At 66.5% G+C, this 21,290-nt stretch carries 22 protein-coding genes, 1 tRNA gene, 1 pseudogene and 2 riboswitches; of the genes and pseudogenes, 10 read left to right on the top strand and 14 right to left on the bottom strand.

The window, feature by feature from the left end:
* Positions 1–218: 218 nt before the first annotated feature.
* From MKI88_RS19865 to MKI88_RS19855, 3 genes are all read right to left on the bottom strand, one after another.
* Complete coding sequence (locus MKI88_RS19865) at positions 219–518, bottom strand: GIY-YIG nuclease family protein (RefSeq protein ID WP_241633290.1); 300 nt, start codon at positions 516–518, stop codon at positions 219–221.
* A 334-nt stretch (positions 519–852) separates the two neighbouring features.
* Entirely contained in the window at positions 853–1,677 is an 825-nt protein-coding gene (gene map / locus MKI88_RS19860) for a type I methionyl aminopeptidase (RefSeq protein WP_241633289.1), read from the bottom strand.
* A 39-nt stretch (positions 1,678–1,716) separates the two neighbouring features.
* A complete protein-coding gene (locus MKI88_RS19855; protein ID WP_241633288.1) occupies positions 1,717–2,679 on the bottom strand; it encodes a patatin-like phospholipase family protein in 963 nt (320 codons plus the stop codon).
* A 78-nt stretch (positions 2,680–2,757) separates the two neighbouring features.
* Between MKI88_RS19855 and MKI88_RS19850 the strand changes: the two genes are divergently transcribed.
* Both MKI88_RS19850 and MKI88_RS19845 read left to right on the top strand, forming a co-directional pair.
* The gene (locus tag MKI88_RS19850; protein WP_241633287.1) at positions 2,758–3,516 is read left to right on the top strand and encodes a molybdopterin-binding protein; all 759 of its coding nucleotides are present in this window, start codon (positions 2,758–2,760) and stop codon (positions 3,514–3,516) included.
* 6 nt (positions 3,517–3,522) lie between these two features.
* Positions 3,523–4,701 (top strand): glycosyl transferase-like UDP-glucuronosyltransferase, encoded by a 1,179-nt coding sequence (locus tag MKI88_RS19845; RefSeq protein WP_241633286.1) that lies wholly within the window; start codon positions 3,523–3,525, stop codon positions 4,699–4,701.
* Here MKI88_RS19845 and cobU read toward each other — a convergent pair.
* Complete coding sequence (gene cobU / locus MKI88_RS19840; protein WP_241633285.1) at positions 4,691–5,218, bottom strand: bifunctional adenosylcobinamide kinase/adenosylcobinamide-phosphate guanylyltransferase; 528 nt, start codon at positions 5,216–5,218, stop codon at positions 4,691–4,693. The two genes, MKI88_RS19845 and cobU, sit on opposite strands and share 11 nt — an antisense overlap.
* Positions 5,219–5,278: 60 nt before the next feature.
* On the opposite strand from cobU, the gene MKI88_RS19835 reads away from it, so the two are divergent.
* Genes MKI88_RS19835 through MKI88_RS19825 form a run of 3 tightly spaced genes read left to right on the top strand, consistent with a single transcriptional unit; the run spans position 5,279 to position 8,671 of the window.
* A complete protein-coding gene (locus MKI88_RS19835) occupies positions 5,279–6,304 on the top strand; it encodes an aminotransferase class I/II-fold pyridoxal phosphate-dependent enzyme (protein WP_241633284.1) in 1,026 nt (341 codons plus the stop codon).
* Entirely contained in the window at positions 6,297–7,235 is a 939-nt protein-coding gene (cbiB, locus tag MKI88_RS19830) for an adenosylcobinamide-phosphate synthase CbiB (protein ID WP_241633283.1), read from the top strand. Before MKI88_RS19835 ends, cbiB begins: the two co-directional genes overlap by 8 nt.
* Positions 7,223–8,671 (top strand): cobyric acid synthase, encoded by a 1,449-nt coding sequence (locus tag MKI88_RS19825; RefSeq protein WP_241633282.1) that lies wholly within the window; start codon positions 7,223–7,225, stop codon positions 8,669–8,671. Before cbiB ends, MKI88_RS19825 begins: the two co-directional genes overlap by 13 nt.
* Here the strand turns inward: MKI88_RS19825 and cobS are convergent.
* The 7 genes from cobS to MKI88_RS19790 form a co-directional block, all read right to left on the bottom strand.
* Positions 8,655–9,368 carry an adenosylcobinamide-GDP ribazoletransferase gene (gene cobS / locus MKI88_RS19820; protein WP_241633281.1) on the bottom strand — a complete coding sequence of 238 codons (714 nt, stop codon included), beginning with the start codon at positions 9,366–9,368 and terminating at the stop codon, positions 8,655–8,657. The genes MKI88_RS19825 and cobS overlap by 17 nt on opposite strands.
* Positions 9,365–9,931, bottom strand: coding sequence for a histidine phosphatase family protein (locus tag MKI88_RS19815; RefSeq protein WP_241633280.1), 567 nt, complete (start codon positions 9,929–9,931; stop codon positions 9,365–9,367). Before MKI88_RS19815 ends, cobS begins: the two co-directional genes overlap by 4 nt.
* Complete coding sequence (gene cobT, locus MKI88_RS19810; RefSeq protein ID WP_241633279.1) at positions 9,928–10,944, bottom strand: nicotinate-nucleotide--dimethylbenzimidazole phosphoribosyltransferase; 1,017 nt, start codon at positions 10,942–10,944, stop codon at positions 9,928–9,930. The genes MKI88_RS19815 and cobT overlap by 4 nt, the downstream gene beginning before the upstream one ends.
* Positions 10,941–11,348, bottom strand: coding sequence for a DUF1636 domain-containing protein (locus MKI88_RS19805; protein WP_241633278.1), 408 nt, complete (start codon positions 11,346–11,348; stop codon positions 10,941–10,943). Before MKI88_RS19805 ends, cobT begins: the two co-directional genes overlap by 4 nt.
* Positions 11,349–11,361: 13 nt before the next feature.
* The gene (locus tag MKI88_RS19800) at positions 11,362–13,272 is read right to left on the bottom strand and encodes a TonB-dependent siderophore receptor (RefSeq protein ID WP_241633277.1); all 1,911 of its coding nucleotides are present in this window, start codon (positions 13,270–13,272) and stop codon (positions 11,362–11,364) included.
* A 150-nt stretch (positions 13,273–13,422) separates the two neighbouring features.
* Positions 13,423–13,615, bottom strand: a riboswitch (cobalamin riboswitch).
* Between the two features lie 20 nt (positions 13,616–13,635).
* Complete coding sequence (locus MKI88_RS19795; RefSeq protein WP_241633276.1) at positions 13,636–14,412, bottom strand: ABC transporter ATP-binding protein; 777 nt, start codon at positions 14,410–14,412, stop codon at positions 13,636–13,638.
* On the bottom strand, positions 14,406–15,392 hold the full coding sequence (locus MKI88_RS19790) for an iron ABC transporter permease (protein ID WP_241633275.1): 987 nt from the start codon (positions 15,390–15,392) through the stop codon (positions 14,406–14,408). Before MKI88_RS19790 ends, MKI88_RS19795 begins: the two co-directional genes overlap by 7 nt.
* A gap of 170 nt (positions 15,393–15,562) precedes the next feature.
* Here MKI88_RS19790 and MKI88_RS19785 point away from each other — a divergent pair, with 170 nt between their 5' ends.
* Positions 15,563–16,390, top strand: a complete 828-nt coding sequence (locus MKI88_RS19785; RefSeq protein WP_241633274.1) for an ABC transporter substrate-binding protein — start codon at positions 15,563–15,565, stop codon at positions 16,388–16,390.
* Positions 16,391–16,500: 110 nt separating this feature from the next.
* On the opposite strand, the gene cobO is transcribed toward MKI88_RS19785, so the two are convergent.
* Positions 16,501–17,109 (bottom strand): cob(I)yrinic acid a,c-diamide adenosyltransferase, encoded by a 609-nt coding sequence (gene cobO / locus MKI88_RS19780; RefSeq protein WP_241633273.1) that lies wholly within the window; start codon positions 17,107–17,109, stop codon positions 16,501–16,503.
* A gap of 66 nt (positions 17,110–17,175) precedes the next feature.
* A riboswitch (cobalamin riboswitch) is annotated at positions 17,176–17,386 on the bottom strand.
* 140 nt (positions 17,387–17,526) lie between these two features.
* Between cobO and MKI88_RS19775 the strand changes: the two genes are divergently transcribed.
* On the top strand, positions 17,527–17,982 hold the full coding sequence (locus tag MKI88_RS19775; protein ID WP_241633272.1) for a hypothetical protein: 456 nt from the start codon (positions 17,527–17,529) through the stop codon (positions 17,980–17,982).
* A 25-nt stretch (positions 17,983–18,007) separates the two neighbouring features.
* On the opposite strand, the gene MKI88_RS19770 is transcribed toward MKI88_RS19775, so the two are convergent.
* Together MKI88_RS19770 and MKI88_RS19765 are read right to left on the bottom strand one after the other, a co-directional pair.
* Positions 18,008–18,081: transfer RNA gene (locus tag MKI88_RS19770), tRNA-Gly, on the bottom strand.
* A 290-nt stretch (positions 18,082–18,371) separates the two neighbouring features.
* Entirely contained in the window at positions 18,372–19,001 is a 630-nt protein-coding gene (locus MKI88_RS19765) for a cell wall hydrolase (RefSeq protein WP_241633271.1), read from the bottom strand.
* A 291-nt stretch (positions 19,002–19,292) separates the two neighbouring features.
* Between MKI88_RS19765 and MKI88_RS19760 the strand changes: the two genes are divergently transcribed.
* From MKI88_RS19760 to MKI88_RS19750, 3 genes and pseudogenes are all read left to right on the top strand, one after another.
* On the top strand, positions 19,293–19,994 hold the full coding sequence (locus MKI88_RS19760; protein WP_407073392.1) for a pirin family protein: 702 nt from the start codon (positions 19,293–19,295) through the stop codon (positions 19,992–19,994).
* Between the two features lie 116 nt (positions 19,995–20,110).
* Entirely contained in the window at positions 20,111–20,398 is a 288-nt protein-coding gene (locus MKI88_RS19755) for a hypothetical protein (protein WP_241633269.1), read from the top strand.
* A gap of 21 nt (positions 20,399–20,419) precedes the next feature.
* Positions 20,420–21,290: pseudogene (locus MKI88_RS19750) on the top strand (hypothetical protein); the annotation flags it as partial.

Raw genomic sequence — 21,290 nt, 5'->3', positions numbered from 1 at the left:
AAGCTCGGCCTCTATTCGTTCGTCGACGGCAAGCGCCACGGCGACCTCTCGCAAAGCAAGGGCCGCTGGATGGGCGGATGCCCCGCGGGCATGAATCCGGGCGACGAAACCGATGCGGGTTAGGCGGCCGACGCGCAAATAACGTCTGCCTGCGCCGGCAAAGGACACGCTCCCTTTGTCGTCACCCCGGGCTTGACCCGGGGTCCCGCTTTTTTGGGTCAGGCCAGTAAGGCGAACATATCCTGCCAGTCGGGATTGCCGCGCTCGATCAGGTCGAACTTCCATTGGCGATGCCAGTGCTTGAGGCGTTTTTCGTGCGCGATGCAATCGGCGATATTGTCGCCGCGCTCGGCCCGGACAAGCCGGCTCAGCCCATAGCGTGCGCAAAAGTCCGAACCATCGCCGCTTCGGTGCTGGCAAATACGCGCCGCGAGATGCGAGGTCACGCCGACATACATCGTGCCGCGATAGCGATCGGACATGATGTAAACCCAGCCGCCCTGTCTCGCGCGCTCCATCACCGATGGATGTGAAAAGCGGGACCCCGGGTCAAGCCCGGGGTGACGAGGGTGCGAAGCGGCAGTTCACCCCCCGCCATAGTCGACATTCGACACCGCGCGGCGCCTTTGCGCGTTTCCTGAATCTCAGCGCACGCGCGCCTTGCCCTCGGCAATCTGCGTCGGGTTGCCCGTCGATGCCGGCATCGGCAGCGGCCCGCGGGAGCGCTGGGCTGTCCTACAGCAAAATGTTCATGTTATGTTCTGAACGCGGCCGTCATGGCCGTGCACCGCGACGGGGCGAATCAACATGCGCGTTTGTGAGAAAAGTGTGAAGCTAAGTGAAGCCAGCCGCTCAATAAGGCGGACGGTCCAGCCCCTTCAGGCTCTTCGTGAAGATCTCGCAGCCATCCTCGGTGATGCCGATCGAATGTTCGAACTGCGCCGAAAGCGTGCGGTCGCGCGTGACCGCGGTCCAGCCGTCGTCGAGCATCTTCACGCCGGGCTTGCCGATGTTGATCATCGGCTCGATCGTGAAGAACATGCCGGGCTTGAGTTCGGGGCCGGTGCCGGGGCGGCCGGCATGGACGACCTCGGGCGCGTCATGGAACAGCTGGCCCAGCCCGTGGCCGCAGAAATCGCGGACGACGCCATAGCGGTGCTTTTCGGCATAGCTCTGGATCGCGTGCGCGACGTCGCCCATCGTGTTGCCGGGCTTCGCCTGCTCGATGCCGAGCATCAGGCATTCATAGGTGACGTCGACGAGCCGCTTCGACTTGATCCCGACATCACCGACCAGAAACATGCGGCTGGTATCGCCATGCCAGCCGTCGACGATCACGGTGACGTCGATATTGGCTATGTCGCCGTCCTTGAGCGCGCGGTCGCCGGGAATGCCGTGACAGACGACATGGTTGAGCGAGATGCAGCAGCTATGCGTGAAGCCACGATAGCCGAGCGTCGCGGGAATGCCGCCGCCGCGCAGCATGTGCTCGCGTACCATGTCGTCGAGCTCGCCCGTGGTGACGCCGGGCACCACATGCGGTACCAGCGCGTCGAGCACCTCGGCCGCCAGCCGGCCCGCTCTGCGCATCCCCTCAAAGCCGTCGGGCCCGTGGAGCTTGATGGCGTGGGAGCGCGTATGTGCGCTGGCTTCGCTGGCGAGGACATATTCAGTCATGGTGCCGATATAGGCCAGTCGCGACGATTTTGCGAGCCTTCAGGCGAGGAACAGTGCGAGCGTACTCCACTGGTCCGACACCGCCCTGCGGCCCGCTTCGATCGCCGCACGGATCTTGGCGGGATTGAACTCGAGCGTGTCCGAAACCTCACGCGGCGGCTCGATGATGCGGATCGGGGCAAAGCGGTAATGCGAAAGCTGCGCATCGAGCGGCGCGAGCACGCGCGCGGCGGCGGGGCCGGTCAGCCCTTCGCGTGCGAGCGCGCGCACCTGCGCTTCGCGCGCTGCAATCAGGTCATTGATCAGCATCGCGTTGCCCGTGTCGTTGACCGACACTTCCGACTGCAGAATGTCGACGGCGCGCAGGCCGATCTCGATCAGGTTGCCGAAGCTGCGCGGGCGACCGGGGACAGGGGTCGGAGAGGCGCGGACCACCAGCACCGCGCGCGGATTGAGCTCCATCGCCGCGTCGAGCGGAGTCACGTTGCGGACGCCGCCATCGACCCATTGCTCGTCTCGCCCCGCCGCGTCGCGCGTCCTGAGCGGCTGGAAGAACAGCGGCATTGCAGCACTGGCATAGACCCAGTTGGCGATCCCGGGCACCGTCTCGTTGATGCTGCGGAACTGGCCCGTGCCAAGGTTCACGACGCCCAGCAGCAGCTTGCGCCCGGCGGCAGACAGCCTGGCCTCGTCGGCGAACATGCGGATGCGTGCCCGGATCGGCGTCGCGTCATAGATCGAGTCGGCGCCGAGCAGCCCGCCGACCACGCCCAGCGGCCTTTGCCTGTAGACATCGTCATTGCCGCGCAGTGCCAGCCACGCTGCGAGCAGCCCCGGCACATCGTCCTGCGCGCCGCCCAGCGCCTGGATCGCGCCCGTCGAAACGCCCGCAAAAATGTCGAAGCGGATGCGGCGTTTGACGACAAGCTCGTCGAGCACGCCCACCTGGAACGCGCCCTTTGCGCCGCCGCCGCTCAATACGATCGCGAGTCCGCCAGCCATTGCAGGAGTTTACCGCAATCGGGCGTCAATGTCGCGTGGCCGCTTCAACTCACCGCGACGCAGTGATAGGGGAGGCGCATGACATCAGAACGCATCTGGACCGCCGGCCTCGTCATCATCGGCGACGAGATCCTGTCGGGCCGGACGCAGGACAGGAATGTCAGCCAGATCGCGCTCTGGCTCAATCTGCAGGGAATCCGGCTGACCGAAGTCCGCGTCGTCGCGGACCAGACCGAGGCGATCGTCGAGGCGGTCAACACGTTGCGTGCGCGCAATGACTATCTTTTCACGACGGGTGGGATTGGTCCCACGCATGATGACATCACCGTCGATGCGATTGCCGAGGCGCTGGGCATCGGTGTCGAGATCCATCCCAAGGCGCGCGCGGTGCTCGAAGGCTATTACGCGACGCGCGGCGGTCTCAATGAAGGCCGGCTGCGCATGGCGCGCGTGCCCGCGGGCGCCGACCTCATCGAGAACCGCATGTCGGGTGCTCCCGGGATTCGCATCGGCAATATCTTCATCATGGCGGGCGTGCCGCACATCACCGCGATGATGCTCGATGCGCTGTCGGGCACGCTCGAGGGCGGCAAGCCGATGCTTTCCGAGACGATCGGCTGCTGGGTGCCCGAAAGCGAGGTCGCCGAACTGCTTGGCGCGACCGAGAGGCGCCACGAGGGGTGCCAGATCGGCAGCTATCCCTTTTTCCGCGATGGCCGCGTCGGTGCCAATTTCGTGATCCGCTCGACCGAAGCCGCCATCGTGGCCGCATGTGCCGCCGATCTTTCGGCGGCGCTGGCGCTTGCGGGGCACGAGCCCTTTCCCGGCGGGATCTGACGCCGCTTGGCGCGCATACTCCTCGGCTGGGAGCTCGGCGCCAATCGCGGCCATGTCGTGCGTCTTGCGGAGATCGCGGCGCAACTGATCGCGGACGGTCACAGCGTCCATGCCGCGCTTCAGAATGTCGATGGCGCGGCCGAGATCCTGCCAGGCGGCGTGACAATATGGCAGGCGCCGGTCTGGCCGCGGCTGTTCGTCAACGTGTCGCGACTGACCGGCCCGCCCGTCGCGACAATGGGTGACATACTCGCGCGGCTGGGGCTCGATCGGCCGGAGAGCCTCGCCGGCCTGATCCGCGCCTGGGATTCGCTGCTTTCGGCGGTTGACCCCGATGTCGTGGTCGCCGATTTTGCGCCCGCGCTGCTCTGCGCGGTTGCCGATCGCATCCCGAGCATTGCGGTCGGCACCAGCTTCGAGCGCGTGCCGGGCAGTCTGGGTGCGTTCCCAAGCCTGACCGGCGCCGATCCCGTATTCGAAGAGGCGGCGCTGCTCGAAGCCGCCAACCGCGCGCTTCAAGCCACCGGCCGCGCGCCGCTCACGGCATTGCCGCAGCTCTTTGGCGCGGATCGCTCGCTGGTCGCATCGTTTCGCGAGATCGACGTCTATGCCGATGCGCGCAGCGAGATCCCCGTCGCGCCGTCGATCGGTTCGGCGCTGCCCGCCATTTCCGACGGAAAGGGTGAGGAGGTCTTCGTCTATGGCTTCGAGGCGATCATGGCCGACGCGGTGCTGTGGGACGGACTTGCCAGATCGGGGCTGCCCGTGCGCGTCCATGTGCCGCGCGCCACGCCCGCGCTTGCCGACCGGCTGACCGCGCTTGGCTTCGCCTTCGAGCCCGAGCCGCTTCCTTTCGAACGGATCGCGCGCGACAGCCGCATCCTCGTCTCGCATGGCGGACATGGCTTCCTCAGCGCCGCGCTGCTCTGCGGGCTGCCGCAGGTGGTGACGCATTATGATCTCGAAAAGCGCGGCTATGCCGACTGTGTCGTCAAGCTGGGCCTCGGCGGTCAGGTGCCGCTCCATGCGATCCGCACAGATCCCTTCGCCGAAAGTCTGAGGCGCCTCTATGCCGACGATGCCCTCGCTGCCCGCGCCCGCGCCGCTGCCCCGGCTTTCCACGCCCAGATGGGCCGCTTGATCGACAAGGAGGTCGCCGCGGCGGTCGTCGAACTCAGCCCTTGAGCCTGAGCGGGAGTCCCGCGGCGACGAATACCGCCTCGTCGACGACCTCTGCCATGCGCTGGTTAATCCGCCCGGCCACGTCGCGAAAGCGCCGTGCGAGCGCGTTTTCGGGGACGATCCCCAGCCCGACCTCGTTCGAAACCAGGATAATCGGGCCGGCAGCGTCAGAGAGTGCGACCGCGAGCAATTCCGCCTCGTGTTCGGCATCGCGCCCGGCGAACATCAGGTTCGATGCCCAGAGCGTCAGGCAGTCGATGAGAAGCAAAGTGTCCGATGCTGCGTGTACGCGAATGGCATTCGCAAGCTCCAGCGGCGCCTCGACGGTCGTCCATTCCTCACCACGATCGTCACGGTGCCGCCCGATGCGCTCGGCCATCTCCTCGTCCTGCGGCTCGCATGTCGCGATATATACCGGCTTCAGACCGAGCGCCTCGGCGCGCCCCTGCGCATAGCGGCTCTTGCCCGAGCGCGCGCCGCCAAGAACGAGCAGGGTGCGGATAGGGTGGGGCGCTGCCATGTCGCGGTCCGAACTCCATTAGGGCTTGCCTGTCGCGCGGCGATCGCGAACAGGGGCGCTATGGCGCAAACCACCATTCAGGACAACGACATCGCCGCATGGAGCACCCATGGCGGACGGCTGGCCGAAGCGGCCATCGCCTTTCCCGATGCGCCCTTGCCCTGGATCGACCTGTCGACGGGGATCAACCCGCACGCATGGGATGCGTCGCGTGCAGGCCCGATCGACTGGCGCGCCTTGCCGGGCGAGAGCGCGCTGAATGAACTCGAAGCGGCGGCCGCGGCGCATTTTGGTATCATGCCCGATCATGTCTGCGCCGTGCCGGGGAGCGAGATGGGGCTGCGCCTGCTGGCATCGGCCGGATTGCCCGCGCCGATCCGCCATGTCGCGCCGGGCTACGCGACCCATGGCGCGCTCGCGGCCGGTGGAGCGATCACCGCGGCGGCGTTGCTTGAAGAAGCCCGTCGCGGCGGCACGATCCTGCTCGCCAATCCCAACAATCCCGATGGCAGGCTATGGGATACCGCAACGCTCATCGAGGCCGCATCGCGCCTTGCCGCGGCAAGCGGCGTGCTGATCATCGACGAGGCCTTTGCCGATGTCGATCCGTCGATCGGTGTATGGCCGTCGCTGCCCACGGCGCTGCATCGCCATGTCATCGTCATGCGCTCCTTCGGCAAGTTCTTCGGTCTTGCCGGCTTGCGTCTCGGTTTCGTGTGCGCCGTTCCGGATCGCCTTTCTGTGGTGCGCGAGACGCTGGGCAGCTGGCCCGTTTCGGCCGGAGCGATCGCGATCGGAACCGCCGCCTATCGCGACCATGCCTGGATCGCCGCAATGCGCGCGCGGCTCGAGGCGGAGGCCCACAGCCTTGACGTCCTGCTTCGCGCACATGACCTCGAAGTCCACGGCGCCTGTCCGCTCTTCCGGCTGGTCGAGACGCCCGACGCGCACCTGCTGTTCACCCGGCTTGCGCGCCAGGGCATATTGACGCGGCCCTTCGATCACGCATCGGGCTGGTTGCGTATCGGACTTCCCTCCGACGCTGTCGCGCGCGCGCGCCTCGATCACGCGCTGCGCCATGGTTGAACCGACCGCGCTTGCCGCGCTCGCGATCGAGTCCGCCACGGGCTATCCCGACGCGCTGTATCGACGTGTGGGCCATCCGGTCGGGCTGTTCGCGCGCGTCATCTTGGCGTTCGAGCAACGGTGGAACCGCCCCGATCGCGCCGAGCGCCAGCGGCGCGGGCTGGGCATTCTGGCCATGGCGATCCTCGTTGCCGGCACCTTCGGCGCGGCATTGGCGCTCGAGCAGGCGCTCTGGGCGTGGCTCGCCCAATGGGGCTGGGCGGGCGTCGCGATCGCCGCCGTTCCCGGTCTCGCGCAGCAAAGTCTGCACCAGCACGTAGCCGCGGTCGCTCAGGCGCTTGCCGGCGGCAATCTCGCCGAGGCGCGCGAGAAGGTCGCGATGATCGTGGGTCGCGATACCGCTGCGCTCGACGCACCGGGCATTGCGCGCGCGGGGATCGAAAGCCTTGCCGAGAGCTTCTGCGACGGCGTGGTCGCGCCCGCCTTCTGGCTTATGCTGCTCGGGTTGCCGGGCCTCTATGCGTACAAGGCGATCAACACCGCCGACAGCCTTATAGGGCATCGGGAGGAGCGCTGGCGCGCTTATGGCTGGGCAGCGGCGCGGCTCGACGATGCCGCCAACTGGATCCCGGCGCGGCTGTCGGGCGTGCTGGTCTGCCTCGCCGGGCGTGGCGGCTGGCGCACGATGCGGCGCGATGCGCGGCGACACGCCTCGCCCAATGCGGGCTGGCCCGAGGCCGCGATGGCGGGCGCGCTCGATCTGAGGCTTGGCGGCCCGGTGTCCTATGACGGCGTACCGCACGACAAGCCCTGGCTGGGCGATGGCCGCGCGGATGCAGGGGCGACGGATATGACGTGTGCGCTGTCGGTCTATCGCCACGCCTGTGCGCTGCTATGGGCGATAGCGGGGGTGTATGCATGGGCGCTTTGATGTTGCAGGGGACGGGGTCGGACGTCGGCAAGTCGGTGCTCGTCGCCGGGCTCTGCCGCGTGCTCGTCAATCGGGGCCATTCGGTGCGCCCCTTCAAGCCGCAGAACATGTCCAACAACGCCGCTGTGACCGCCGATGGCGGCGAAATCGGGCGCGCGCAGGCGACGCAGGCGATCGCGTGCAAGGTCGCGCCGCACACCGACATGAATCCCGTGCTGCTCAAGCCGCAGGCCGATCGGACCTCGCAACTGATCGTCCATGGCAAGGTGCGCGGCACGCTCGGCTCCTCCAACTTCCGCGAAGCGCGGCGCAGCCTGCTCGGCGAGGTGCTCGAAAGTTACGAGCGCCTGCGCAGCCAGTGCGACTTCGTGGTGGTGGAGGGCGCCGGCTCGCCCGCTGAAATCAACCTGCGCGCGGGCGACATCGCCAATATGGGTTTCGCGCGCGCCGCCAATATCCCCGTCATACTCGTCGGCGACATCGACCGGGGAGGGGTGATCGCAGCGGTCGCGGGAACGCGCGCGGTGATCGATCCGCAGGACGCCGCGATGATCCGCGGCTTCATCATCAACAAGTTTCGCGGCGATCCCGCGCTGTTCGAAGACGGCTATCGCGCGATCGAGCAGCTTTCGGGCTGGCGCGGTTTCGGCGTGGTGCCCTGGCTCGCGCCCGCCGCGCACCTGCCGAGCGAGGACGCCGTCATCCTCGAAAGGCGGCATGCCGCGGGCGAGGGGCGCGTCGTCATCGCCTGCCCGATCCTGCCACGCATCTCCAATTTCGACGATCTTGATCCGCTAAAGCTCGAACCCGGCGTGGAACTGGTGATGGTGCCGCCCGGCCAGCCCATCCCCGTCGAGGCGCGCCTGATAGTCCTGCCCGGCTCCAAGGCGACGATCGCCGATCTTGACGCGGTCCGCGAACAGGGCTGGGATATCGACCTGCTCGCCCATGTTCGGCGCGGCGGGCATGTGCTCGGTATGTGTGGCGGCTACCAGATGCTCGGCCGTCGAGTTTCCGACCCACATGGCATCGAGGGTCCTCCCGGCACCGTCGCGGGTCTCGGCCTGCTCGATGTCGATACCGTGCTCACGCCCGCAAAGGCGCTGCGCCATGTTGCGGGCGAGGCGCTGGGCGCGCCGTTCGACGGCTATGAAATGCACATGGGCGAAAGCGGCGGCGCCGATTGCGCGCGTCCGCTTGTCCGCTTCGCCGATGGCCGCACCGATGGTGCGATCAGCCCCGACGGGCGCATCGCGGGCACCTATGTGCATGGGCTGCTCTCGCATCCCGAACAGCGTCGTGCATGGCTTGCGCGGATCGGGGTCGAGGCGTCGGGCGCGGACTATGCCGTCTCGGTCGATGTCGCGCTCGACGAGATTGCCGACATGCTCGAGACGCATCTCGACATCGACGCACTGGTCAAACTGTCAGGATAAGCGCAAGCAGCAGCCCGGTTTCGACCAGCTCGATCCCCGCACCATGGCAGTCGCCGCTGACGCCGCCGAGGCGGAGGTGCAGCCAAAGCCCGAAATGCGCGATCAGCAGCGGGGTGACGAGCAATGCGGGAGCGAACAGTGCTGCGCCCACCAGCACGGCGCCCCAGCCGATCAGATCCACTGGCCGGATTGCGCCCGCAAATCGCGCGCCCAGCCCCGCGTGCAGCGGCTCCAGCCAGCGCGCCCAGACGAGCGGTCCGATTCGCGCGGCAAAGGGGATCAGCGCGATCGCGGTCCATGCCTCCGCGACGATCGCGCCGTGCAGAAGCACGAGCTTGGCTGCGATCTGGAGCACGATGGCGACGACGCCGAAGCTGCCGATATGCGGATCGGCCATGACGGCGAGCAGCCGTTCGCGGTTGGCGTGCGCTGCGCCGATCCCGTCGGCGAGATCGGACAGTCCGTCGAGGTGCAGCGCGCCCGTCACCGCGACCCAGACGCAGAGCGCGATCAGCGCGCCGGTCCACGGATCGATCCGCGCACCCAGCCATACGCCGCCGGCGACCACCAGCCCGATAAGCAGGCCCGCCACCGGAAACCAGCGCATCGACGCCGCGAAATCCTCGCTCGTGACCGCGCCGATCCGCGGCGTGGGCAGTCGCGTCAGGAACTGGAGCGCGATGATGAAATGCTTCACGGCCACAGTCCGACGATCTGTGCCTGTCGCGGCACGCCCGGCCATATGCGCAGCGACAGCACCGATGCATAGGGCAGGTCGAACGCCCAGAGCTGCGGCTGGCTGAAGCCGAACAGAACAGCCAGCGCCGCACGCATTGCGCCGCCATGCGTGACCACCAGCGTATCCGCGTCGAGGGCGTCGATCGCGCCGCCAATGCGCGCGGTGAGCGCCGACCAGCGTTCACCACCGGGCGGCGCATGCATGTCGGGATCGTCCCAGAAACGCCCCAGCGCCGCCGGATCGACATCGGCGCTCGACAGTCCGTCCCAGTCGCCGAAATCGATCTCGCGCCAGCGTTCGTCGATAGTGACCGGGATATTCCCGCGCGCCCCGATCGCGCCTGCCGCGGCCGCCGCGCGGCGCAACGGAGAACTCACCAGTCGCGCGAATTCCAGCGCTTCGGTCTGTTCAAGGCAGGCAGCGACGCCTTCGGGGGTTTCCGCACAGTCGGTACTGCCCAACATCCTGCCGGTCAGCGCGGGTGCGCCGTGGCGCAGCAGGTGGACGGTGAGGCCGCTCATTGCCCCCCGGATACGCCCGCTTCGGTAAAGGTCGCCATCCCGGCATGTGCGGCCAGCGCCGAGCGCACGACCTGTGTGGCGACCGCGGCGCCGCTGCCTTCGCCGAGCCGCATCGAAAGACGCAGCAGAGGCTCGAGACCGAGCCGGTCGAGCAGCGCCTGATGGCCTTGTTCGGCTGAGCAATGCGCGGCCAGGCAGTGCGCGGTGATCGCGCGATTGGCGACCGCGAGCGGAGCGACCGCGGCACAGGTGATGAAACCGTCGAGCAGTACGGGCATGCGCTTCAGCCGCGCGGCGAGCACTGCGCCCGCGATGGCCGCGATCTCGCGCCCGCCCAGCCGCCTGAGCGTTTCGAACGCCGTCATCGGCGCATCGGCGTGGCGTGCAAGCCCGGCATCGACGACGCGCTCTTTGCGCGCCAGTCCCTCGGCGTCGATCCCCGTTCCCTTGCCCACCCAGTCGCGGCCCGTGCCGCCAAAGCTGCGTGCCGCCAGTGCCGCCGCCGGCGTAGTGTTGCCGATCCCCATTTCGCCGAGAACGAGCAGGTCGACGCCATCCTCGACGACGGCTGCGCCCGCCGACAGTGCGGCCAGGCATTCGTCCGCGTCCATCGCGGGGCCGGTCGTGAAATCACCCGTGGGCCGGTCGAGCGCGATCGGCACGACCACCAGCTCAAGCCCTGCCGCCGCCGACAGCGCGTTGATCGCGGCCCCGCCGCGCTCGAAATTGCGCACCATCTCGACTGTCACCTCGCCGGGAAAGGCGCTGACGCCGTGCACGGTGATGCCGTGATTGCCCGCAAAGATCGCGGCCCGCCCGCGCGCGATCACGGGGCGTTCGACCTGCTGCCAGGCGGCGAAGAACACCGCGACATCCTCCAGCCGGCCCAGCGATCCTGCGGGCTTGGTGAGTTGCGCCTGACGCGCGCTCGCCGCGGTGATTGCCGCGTCATCGGGCGCAGGAAGAGATAGCAATGCGTCTTCAAAGGATCGAACGTCGGGAAACAAGCTCATACGGCGACAAATCCTGCTGGCGGCAAGCGAACGATGAAATGGCCCTTCACGCCTTCGGGCCAGAGCGCATAGGCGACCTCGCCCTCGGCGCTTTCAGCGTGGTGGAGCGCGTAGTCGAGCACCGCGCGCGCCGCCTCCGCATCCGGGGTGAAGCGGCCGAGCACATAGCCGATCTTGTCGGGCGCGCGGATATGGAGCGTACAGAAATGGTTGCACGCGAAGAGGCACGCCATTTCCTCGATCACGATGCCGGCATAGCGCGGATCGGATGTGGCGACGCTTTTCAGCGCCGCCACCATCGCCTCACCACCCGTACGCCCGTCCGCGTCCTCCCACATTTCCGCCGAGTGTCGGCATGCATTGCACACCACGATCGCGGGGCCTTGGGATACGGGCTTGAGCATCGGGATTGTCTCCTCAGAAGCGCGTTCGGATACCCGCATAAACGCTGCGACCGAGCGTGCCATAGTTGCGCACGGTCTCATACTCCTCGTCGAACAGGTTTTCGACCCGGCCGAACAGCCGCACATTGTCGCTCAGCGCATATTCGGCGCGCAGGTCGACGAGCGTATAGGCGTTGAGCACCGTCGTATTCGAAGCGTTGTCATAGGACTTGCCCGACCAGCGTACCGCAAAGCCCGTCGACAGCCCGAATGCCCAGTCATAGTCGGCGCTGAGATTCGCGGTTTCGCGGGGGCGTCGCGGGAGCCAGTTGCCGAAATTGGCGCCGGCGACGCGGTTCTCGGCCTCGATCCAGCTATAATTGCCCGACAGCGTGAAGCGCGTGCCGATGCGTGCCGCTGCGCCCAGCTCGATCCCCTGCGCGTGGGTGCGCGCGGTGTTGGCGTAATAGCCAAAGCGCGAAAGCCCGGTGTAGGGATTGACGCAGAGCGGATCGCCCGTCGTGCCGAAGCACGAGAAGAAGTCGATCTGGTTGGTCGTGTCGCGGTCGAACCAGGTCGCACCCAGCGTCAGCGCATCGTCGAACAGATGCTGCTCGATACCCGCTTCCCAACCTTCGGCCTCTTCGGGCCTGAGTGTCGTGTTCCCGTATTCGGAGAAGAGCTGGTAGAGAGAGGGCGCCTTGAACGCCTCGCCATAGTTCGCGCGCAATATGGTGCCCGTCTCCAGCGCCCAGACCGCGCCCGCCTGGAACAGCGTCTGCCCGCCATAGGTCTTGTGGTCGTCATGGCGCACGCCGCCGGTCAGCGTCAGGCCCGATAGGGGCTCGGCCGAAAGCTGGCTGTAGAAGCTGGTGATCTCGGCCTTGCCCTCGGCTTCGGAAAAGGGCGGGGAAGCGCTGAAGAAGCGCGAGCGCTCGTTTTCGGCACCGACGATCGCGGTCCAGCCCTGGGCGATTTCAAACGTGCCCTGATACTCGATCCGCTCGTTGCGGCCCTTGGCGTCGAACGTGTGGTCGGGGTTGCCGCCGGGATTGAAATTGTTGCGCCTGGTATCGGTATAGCCATAGGCAAAGCGGTTGCGGAAACGCCCGTCGAACAGCGCGACGTTCAGGCCGGCATAGCCGACGAACTCCTCGGTGATGCCGTATTCGGGGCTGTCGGTATTGAAGCCGTCAAACTCGTTGCGTCCGCGCGTCCAGTAGCCGCGCAGGTCTAAGCTGACATTGTCGGTCAGCGTCACGGTGGCGCGGCCGTTCAGCCCGACATTGCGATAGCCGTCGGCCTCGGTGCCCGGCGCATAGGCCGAAATCCCGTCGGTGGTGAAGGTGTGCCCCCCCACGCGCCATGCGACCGGTCCGGTCTTCCCGCCGATGCCGCCGCGCGCGTTCACCGTTTCGCGCGATCCAGCCTCGATATCAGCGCTCGCCTCGAGCGGCGCGTCGGGCGTCGCCGTGACGATGTTGACCACGCCGCCGATCGCCTGACTGCCCCACAGGATCGACTGCGGACCCCGCAGGATCTCGATGCGGTCGATATCGCCCACCAGCAGATTGGCGAAATTATACCCGCCGCCCGTTGACGAAGGATCGTTGAGCTTGACGCCGTCGATGACGACGACGGTATGATCGGTCTCGGCGCCACGAATGCGCACGGACGTGCTGGTGCCGTAACCACCGTTGCGGGTGATCGAGATGCCCGGCGTGCGCGCCAGCAACTCGGTCACGCCAATATCCTGCGACTGGTCGATTGCTTCCTTGGTCAGAACGGTGATCGAGGACGCGATCCTGTCGGTTTCGGTGGGCGTGCGCGTCGCGGTGACGACGATCGCGTCGCCGGGCAGCGTCGTCGCATCGGGCGACGGTTCCGCCAGCGCGGGCGTCGCGGCGAGGAGTGCGGTGGTAGAGAGAAATATCGTCTTCAACATCGGTCAGAACCCCTTTGGGACATGGTTTGCCATGCCCCTTGAGGACGCGCCCGATGCGCTTTTGAGACGCCCGACCGCGTCCGCGCAAAGCACGGCCACGATGTCGTCACTCGGGTTTTTGACCCGCCCGTACGGCGCACCCTGGCCGGACGAAGGACGACTGCGTCAGGCAGGTCTCCTGGCTCGCGGGTCAATGCCGTTTCGCGTCGCCTTCTCGGGGGACAAGCCCCCAATGGCATGTGACGCGATGGCTCGCCGCTTACAGTTGCAGGGGCAGCCGGGGTTTCGAACGCCGTTCCCTTTTCATCCCCGTTGCCGGGGAACCTGTCGCGATGGGGCGCATAGGCGGGGGCGGGACGGGGGTCAAGCCGTGAGGCTCATTGGTACAATCAGCCGGTGGCCGTCCGCGACCCCGGTCCAGGCACGCACGCCATAGACGCGTTCGAGCAGCGCTTCGGTCAGCACCGCATCGGCATCGCCATCGGCAGCGAGCCGGCCCTCGTCGATCAGCAGCAGCCGGTCGCAATAGCGCGCCGCCATTGTGAGGTCGTGGAGGACCGCGATCACGAGCGCGCCCGCATGCGCCTGAGCGGCAAGCAGTTCCATCACCTGAAGCTGGTGGCCGGGGTCGAGCGCCGCGAGCGGCTCGTCGGCGATCAGCACATCGGCCTCGACCGCGAGCGCGCGTGCGAGCAGCACGCGGGCACGCTCGCCGCCCGACAGTTCCAGCGCGTTTCGGCGGCGCAGCGCCATGACGTCGGCGCATTGCATCGCGCGTTCGATCGCTTGCGTGTCGGCGGGCATCAGCCGGGAGAAGGGCGCGAGGTGGGGGAGGCGGCCGAGCCCGACGAGCCGCTCGACGGTGAGCGGCCAGTGCAGCGTCTGTCCTTGCGGCAGATAGGCGATGCGCCGTGCGATTGCGTCGCGGCTCATCGTCGTCACATTGGCGCCATCAAGCGCGATCATTCCGCTTATCGGCTCGATGAGGTGGAGGATCGCGCGCGCCAGCGTCGACTTGCCTGCGCCATTGGGGCCGATGATGCCGATGAGCGATCCGCCCTCGAGCTCGGCATCGATGCCCTGGAGAACTGCACGCTTGCCCAGTGAAACGTGCAGTGCGGATATGGAAAGGGTCACCATAGCCGGCGCTCCCGTGCGAGGTGGAAGAGGAAGACGGGCACACCCAGAAACGCAGTCACCACGCCCAGCTTGAGCTCGTTGGTTGTGGGGATGACGCGCACCGCGATGTCCGCGAGTGCGAGCAGGGCTGCACCCCCAAGCGCTGCGGGCAGGAGCACCGCGCTCGGGCTGCGATCGGTCAGCGGGCGGACGAGATGCGGCACGATCAGCCCGATAAAGCCAATCGAACCCGACACCGCGACCGCGCCCCCGACGCCGATCGCAACGCCGATGAGCAGTCTCAATCGCGTCCGCCTGAGTGACACGCCGAGCGCGCGCGCGCCGTCCTCGCCCAGTGTCAGCGCGTCGAGCGCGCGGCCATTCCACAGCAGCAACGCGAGACCGATGGTTACACAAGGGAGCGCGATCCAGACATGCTGAAAGGACCGGTCCTCAAGTGCGCCCAGAAGCCAGTTGGTGATCTCCATCGCTGCAAAGGGATTGGGAGAGAGGTTGAGCGCAAGGCTCACTCCCGAGGTCGCAAGCGTGCTGATCGCGATGCCCGCAAGGATCAGCGTCAGCGGGCTTTCGGATCGTCCCGAAAACGCAAAGAGCGCGACGAGCGAGGCGAGTGCGCCAAAGATCGCGAAGATCGGCAGGATCGCGGGGTGGAGCTGTGCAAAGCCGAAATAGAGCGCGATCACCGCGCCCAGCGAGGCGCTCGTCGACGCGCCGATCACCGAGGGTTCGGCAAGCGGATTGCGCAGATAGCCCTGCAGCGCCGCGCCAGCGCCGCCCAGCATTGCGCCGACGATCAGTGCGAGCAGCATGCGCGGCAGGCGCAGCTCGAACAGGATTGTCGTGGCGATGCGATCGCCGCTCCCCGTGGCGGCAGCGATCATGCGCGGCAGCGCCAGATCGGCGGGCCCGATCGCGAGCGAGACCGCGCCCGCGATCAGCGCGAGAAGCGCCAGGCCCGAGAGGAGGAGAGGGCGGTTCATCGCTCCAGATCCTCCCCGGCACGGGGAGGGGGACCATGCGTAGCATGGTGGAGGGGCTTGCCGGGCACTCCCCAACGTCGCGCCAACCCCTCCACCGGACTTCGTCCAGTCCCCCTCCCCGTTCCGGGGAGGAGCTTGATCGTCGAGCGATTTCGCGTCACGAGGGCGCCATGTTCGAAACGATCGCCAGCTTCTTCGCCTCGGTCCTTGCGACACTCGGCCTTGCGACCGCGCCCGCCACGGAGATTGCGCCGCGCCGCGTCGTCTCGCTCAACCTGTGCGCCGACCAGTATATCATGGCGCTCGCCGATCCCGGACAGATCACCGCGCTGACGCACAATGCGCGCGATCCCGAAATGTCTTACCAGGCACGGCAGGCGCAGCGCTTTCCGATCAGCCGTGGCAGTGCCGAGGAGGTGCTCGCGCTCGAGCCTGACCTGATCATCGCCAGCCCCTACCAGCGACACGACACGCTTGCGCTGCTGAAGGGGCGCGATGTGACGTTCCTCGATCTGCCTCCCGCAGAAAGCTGGTCGCAGATCGTCGATCAGGTGCGTCAGGTGGCGAAGGCGCTTGGGCATCCCGACCGCGGCGAGGCGCTGCTCCGCTGGATGGAGGCCGAGATGGTGGCACCCATCGGCGCGCCCGCTCATCGCCCCGTCGCGGCCTATTACCAGCGCCGTGGCTATATGACGGGCACGGGTACGCTGGTCGACGAGATGATGCAGCGCACCGGCCTCACCAATCTTGCGGCGAAGCTCGGCAAGCCCGCGCTGGCGCGCGTGTCGCTCGAGGAGATGGTGGCTGCGCGCCCCGACTATCTGATCGTCGAGAGCGCGACCGAAGCCGTGGCCGATCAGGGCACCGAAATGCTCCATCACGCGGCGATCGCCGACATCCCGCGCATCAGCCTGCCCCAGGCGCTCACCGTGTGCGGCGGGCCTTCCTACCCGAAGGCGATACGGCGGCTTCGCGATCAACTCGCGGCGCGCCACTAGAGCCTTTCCCGGCAAGGCGGAAGCGCCTTGCCGGACAAGAAAGGCTCTCGACTTCACATCTTGGGCGCTTCCTGACCGAAAAACCGGTTCCCACTTTTTCGGGAAGCGCACTAGAACTCGATCCCCGCCTGCGCCTTGATCCCGGCGCGGAAGGGGTGTTTGACCTGCGTCATCTCGGTGACGAGATCGGCCGCCTCGATCAGCGCTTCGGGCGCGTTGCGGCCGGTGATCACGAAATGCGTCATTTCGGGCTTGGCCGCGATGGCGTCTAGCACCTCTTCGGTCGGCAAATAATCATAGCGCAGCACGATGTTGAGTTCGTCCGCGATCACGAGGCCATAGGCGGGATCGGCGAGCATGCGCTTGACCTCGTCCCATGCGATGCGCGCGATCTCGGTATCGCGCGCGCGGTCCTGCGTGTCCCAGGTGAAGCCTTCGCCCATCGGCTTGAACTCGATTTGCCCGGGAAGGGCGTCGAAGATCGCCTTTTCGCCCGTCTTCATTGCGCCCTTGATGAACTGGATCACGCCCACCTTCATCCCGTGCCCCATCGCGCGGACGGCGAGACCGAGCGCAGCCGTGGTCTTGCCCTTGCCTGGGCCGGTATGGACAATGACGAGGCCCTTTTCCTCCGTTGCGGCGGCAACGCGCGCACGGTGCGCGGCCTGCACCTTCTGCATCTTGGCTTTGTGGCGTTGCTCGGTATCGATATCGGTCATGCGGCTCCTCCATTCACTGGCGTCGCCCAGACGGATTTCCGTGCCTCGGCCAGTCCCTGAGCCAAAGCAAGAGCGACACGCGCCGGCAGGTCTCCTGGCTCGCGGGTCGTCGCCCGATGAACGGCCTTCCCGAAGCACAGGCTCCAGTGGCTGCCCTTGGGGATACCCCTTGGGCGTGTCCATCGCGCTCACCGCTTACAGTTGCAGGGACAGCCGCGGTTTTGCACCGCATTCCCTATTATGCCCAATGACGGGCACCGGCGCGTCGCCGATCGCATATCGCAAGCCCGGCCAAACGCCAATGCGAAAGCGTGTTGGTCGCCCAATCGGCTCTTTCCGTCGCGTGCGCGTGGTCGGGAACATTGTCAGCGCGCGCGCGTCGTTATTCAACTGATGGGGAAGCTGAGAGAGCGTGGGATGATGAAAGTCTACAACACGACGCGTCTGGCCTTTCAGACTGCGCCCGTCAGTCTGAGCCGCTGGAAGACCGTGACCGCTGCGTTCGATCAGGCGCTGGCGGATCTGCACGGCTTCGAGCAGGAGTTTCTCGAACCCGCGCGCCGCGCCTATCAGGCGGTGCGCGACAAATGGCCGGGCGACTATCAGCCGCGCGAGGGCACGCTCGCGCAGATCCAGATCGAGAAGGCCAGTGCCGTGTTCGAGCCGGTGCGCGCGCGCCACGCCGCGTTGGCCGGCATCGTCGATGACGCCGCCGACGACATGCTCGCGACGCCAGCCCCCTCGATCGCGGCGATGGCGATCAAGTTGCGCGTTGCGGTGGAAGGCGAGTGCAGGGGACGTCGAAGCGCCGAGGAAAATCTGCGCCTGTTGCTCGCCGATGCACAAAGGTTGAGCGGCGAGTCGACAGGCTAGTCTGCATTTCGCGGCGTGACAGGGTTGGAGCGGGTGAAGGGAATCGAACCCTCGTCGTAAGCATGGGAAGCTTCTGCTCTGCCATTGAGCTACACCCGCAAACGCTTTTCTGTCTGCGTTCGTCCCTTCAGCGCCCTGATGCTCGTCATCAGAATCCCGACGGGACGCCCGGTTGATAGTGACGACGCGCGCGCGACGCAAGCGGCGTCGCGCAAGTGAGGCGCGATCGGGCACCAGAATGTGCGCGCGGCACCCCGTCCGATGTATGGCGGACGATATTCATTCCGTTATAGAAATGAGCAGGGCTGAGTATGGGTCGCCGGTAAGGCCGCCGTGCACGGGCATGCCGGCCTTATTGCATCGCGGCGATCGAAGCGGCGTGCTGGGGCTCAGTTGTAGAAGATGTGGCGGCCGAGCTGCGCGGCGCGCGTCAGGCGACGGCCCCATGACGGGGCGACATAATTTGCATGATACCACAGCACGTTGGACGCGATCTTCTGGATCAGGTTCTTGCGCGCGATATCGGCGATCGCGAGCGCCTTGTGCCAGGCTTCGCTGCTCCGGTCGATCGGCGGGAATTTGCCGCCGCGAATGAACGAGAACTGGGCCGGCTGGGTCACGACATCGCAGATCTTCGGCGGATAGACGCCCGAGGCCGCGCGATTGAGCACGACCTGGGCGACCGCCAGCTGCCCCTCGAGCGGTTCGCTGCGCGCCTCGAAATACACGGCGCCGGCAAGGCACTCCTGCTCGGCGTCCTGATTGCCATAGTTGACGAAGGAGATCACCAGGTCGCGCAGCGAAGGGCTCTGCGGCGTTGTCGCGGTTCTGAATGCGGTTGCAGTCGATAGGGTTGCGGTCGTGGCCACCGGTACGGCTGCGGCAGATGTCGCAGTGGCGGTTGAAGCCGCAGTGGCCGTTGACGTCGCCGTTGCCGACGCCGCCGAAGGATCGGCCAGCAGGGCCGCAAGGAAAAGGAACGCCGCGGCAAAGCAGCCGACGCGAAACGCGTTGAACATTCGGTCTCAAATCTGTGCGGTCGGCCCCGTGGACGCTCAAAAATGAGCGCCGTTGACTGCCCCCCGACTAGCGCGCGGCCCGTCTCTGACCCGCAACCTCGCGCTTGCCTAATTTCGTTGAGCAGCGAAATGGGTAACCCGCCCGAATGAGTCAATCGCACCCCCGGCGTTGATCGGTGAATGGTTAACGTCACGGGGTGGGGCGAGGCATCGGGCGGCGAATTGTCCGTACACTTTGACGAATCGCGTCGTGCGCTTTTGATCGCCAGGCTATTGCGCTATGCCCGGCCCGTGATCAGGTTCAGGGACAGGGGCGCGCGCGGTCATGCGCGGCGCGGATGGGCGGAAAGCTGGTTCAGCTTTTCGTTCGGCGATCATTTCGATCCGCGCAACATGGGGTTCCGGTCGCTGCGCGTGCTGAACGAGGACATCATAACGCCGGGCGCCGGATTCCCCGCACATGCGCATGAGAACATGGAGATCGTGACCTATGTCCTTTCGGGAACGTTGCGGCACGAAGACGATCTGGGCAATGGCGCGCTGATCGAACCCGGCGACGTCCAGCGCATGAGCGCGGGAACGGGCATAAGGCATAGCGAGTTCAACCCGAGCGCAAGCGAGCGTGCGCACCTGCTCCAGATCTGGATCATCCCCGATCGCCGCTGCCTCGATCCGGGCTATGAGCAAAAGCGCTTCTCGCCCACCGAGCAACGGAACCAGCTGATCACCGTCGCGAGCGCCGATGGCGACGACGACGGCGCCGTCACCATCCATCAGGATGCGAGGATCCTGCTCGGCCGGCTCGATGACGGCGCCATCGTGACCCACCGCCTCGCTACGGGACGGGGTGCATGGCTTCAGGTCGCGCGCGGGCTTATCGCGCTCAACGATACGGAAATGCGTGAAAGCGACGGCGCCGCGATCGAGGGGGAATCCGAGCTGGTCATCGAAGCGCTTACCGACGCCGAGATCCTGCTCTTCGATCTCGCGTGATGCTCGCGCTACTCCGTATGAAATCGGCATCGGGTTATTCCGGCTTATAACGTTGCACGATGCTCCCAAGGGGCGAATGATTGGCGCGTCTGAGTATTTCGGTACAGGAGAGCGCCATGACGATGCCACAAGAAGCGCAATCGCCCGGTGACGATCGGCGCGATTTTCTCAAATCCTGCGGCAAATTTGCGCTGACGGTGCCCCCGGCGATGACCGTGCTCCTGTCCACGTCACTTTCGTCGCCCGCGATCGCCAAGTCGACGGGTGGAGGTCGGGGCAAGGGCAATAACGGCGTCGGCAATGGTCCGGATCCGCAGCCTCCGGGCAATCCGCCGATCAACGATGGCCCCGGCACAGGCCCCGGCAATCCAGGCAATCGGGGTGGGCCGAAGAAGAAGATATAGCGCGGGCAGCAGCCGCAAGTCGTGACTCAGCAACCTCGCGATCCGCTGGTGCCGGCGTCTGTCGCCGACTGGCGGGCGATGCCCTGTCTATCGGTCCGATTCCGGCTTGCAGACGACGCCGCGCTCTACTGTGTTGGCGATCGCGTCACGCTCTTTTCCGGGCGCGAACAAAAGCTGTTCGGTCTTAACGACGCGGCGGCCTTTGTCGCAGGCCTGCTGGAAAACGGCGCCACGCATGCCGAATTGCTCAACGAGCTAGTGCGCAACGGCTGTGGTGCGGCAGCGGCGAAAGCGACAATAGCGACGCTTCTGCCGGCGTGGTCGGCGGCGGGTGTAGCGGTCGCCGAAATGCCCGTGACATCCGAAACGGACTGGCTTCGTTCGGTGATATCGATAGGCGGGCTGGACATCACACTGTTGCTCCAGGGGCAGGGCATAAGCGAAGCGATCACGCCGTTCATTCGGCATCTGCGTTCGGTCGCGGCGGAATGCCAACGCCAGTATCGGATAGCGCGCGCTGATCCGTTCGTCCTGATGAGCGCGGATGGCCCCGCGATGTCGATTGTCACGCCCGACCAGGTGGTGCCGGCGCTCAAGGCGTTGCTGGTCGAAGAGGTGCTCGAGGCCGCACCCCCTGCCATCGCGCTGCACGCTGCGTGCCTTACCCGCAACGACGACGCACTGATGCTTTTCGGATCGCCGGGCGCCGGCAAGAGCACATTGGCACTGGCGTTGCTGCCGGCGGGCTTTGGCTATGGCGCGGACGATATCACCCTGGTCAATCCAAAGGGGCATGTTCAGGGCGTGCCTTTTGCGCCCGCGGTAAAGGCGGGCGCATGGAAGCTGCTGGGCTTGCCGCGCGAGAACGGTCTCCATCGACGGGTCGATGGAC

Origin of the sequence: Sphingomonas sp. LaA6.9, from assembly GCF_022601895.1 — a bacterium.
In the GTDB taxonomy this organism is placed as follows: Bacteria; Pseudomonadota; Alphaproteobacteria; order Sphingomonadales; family Sphingomonadaceae; genus Sphingobium_A.
The sequence above is the reverse complement of the archived record's forward strand: the minus strand, read 5'-3'. Positions and strand labels throughout refer to the sequence as shown.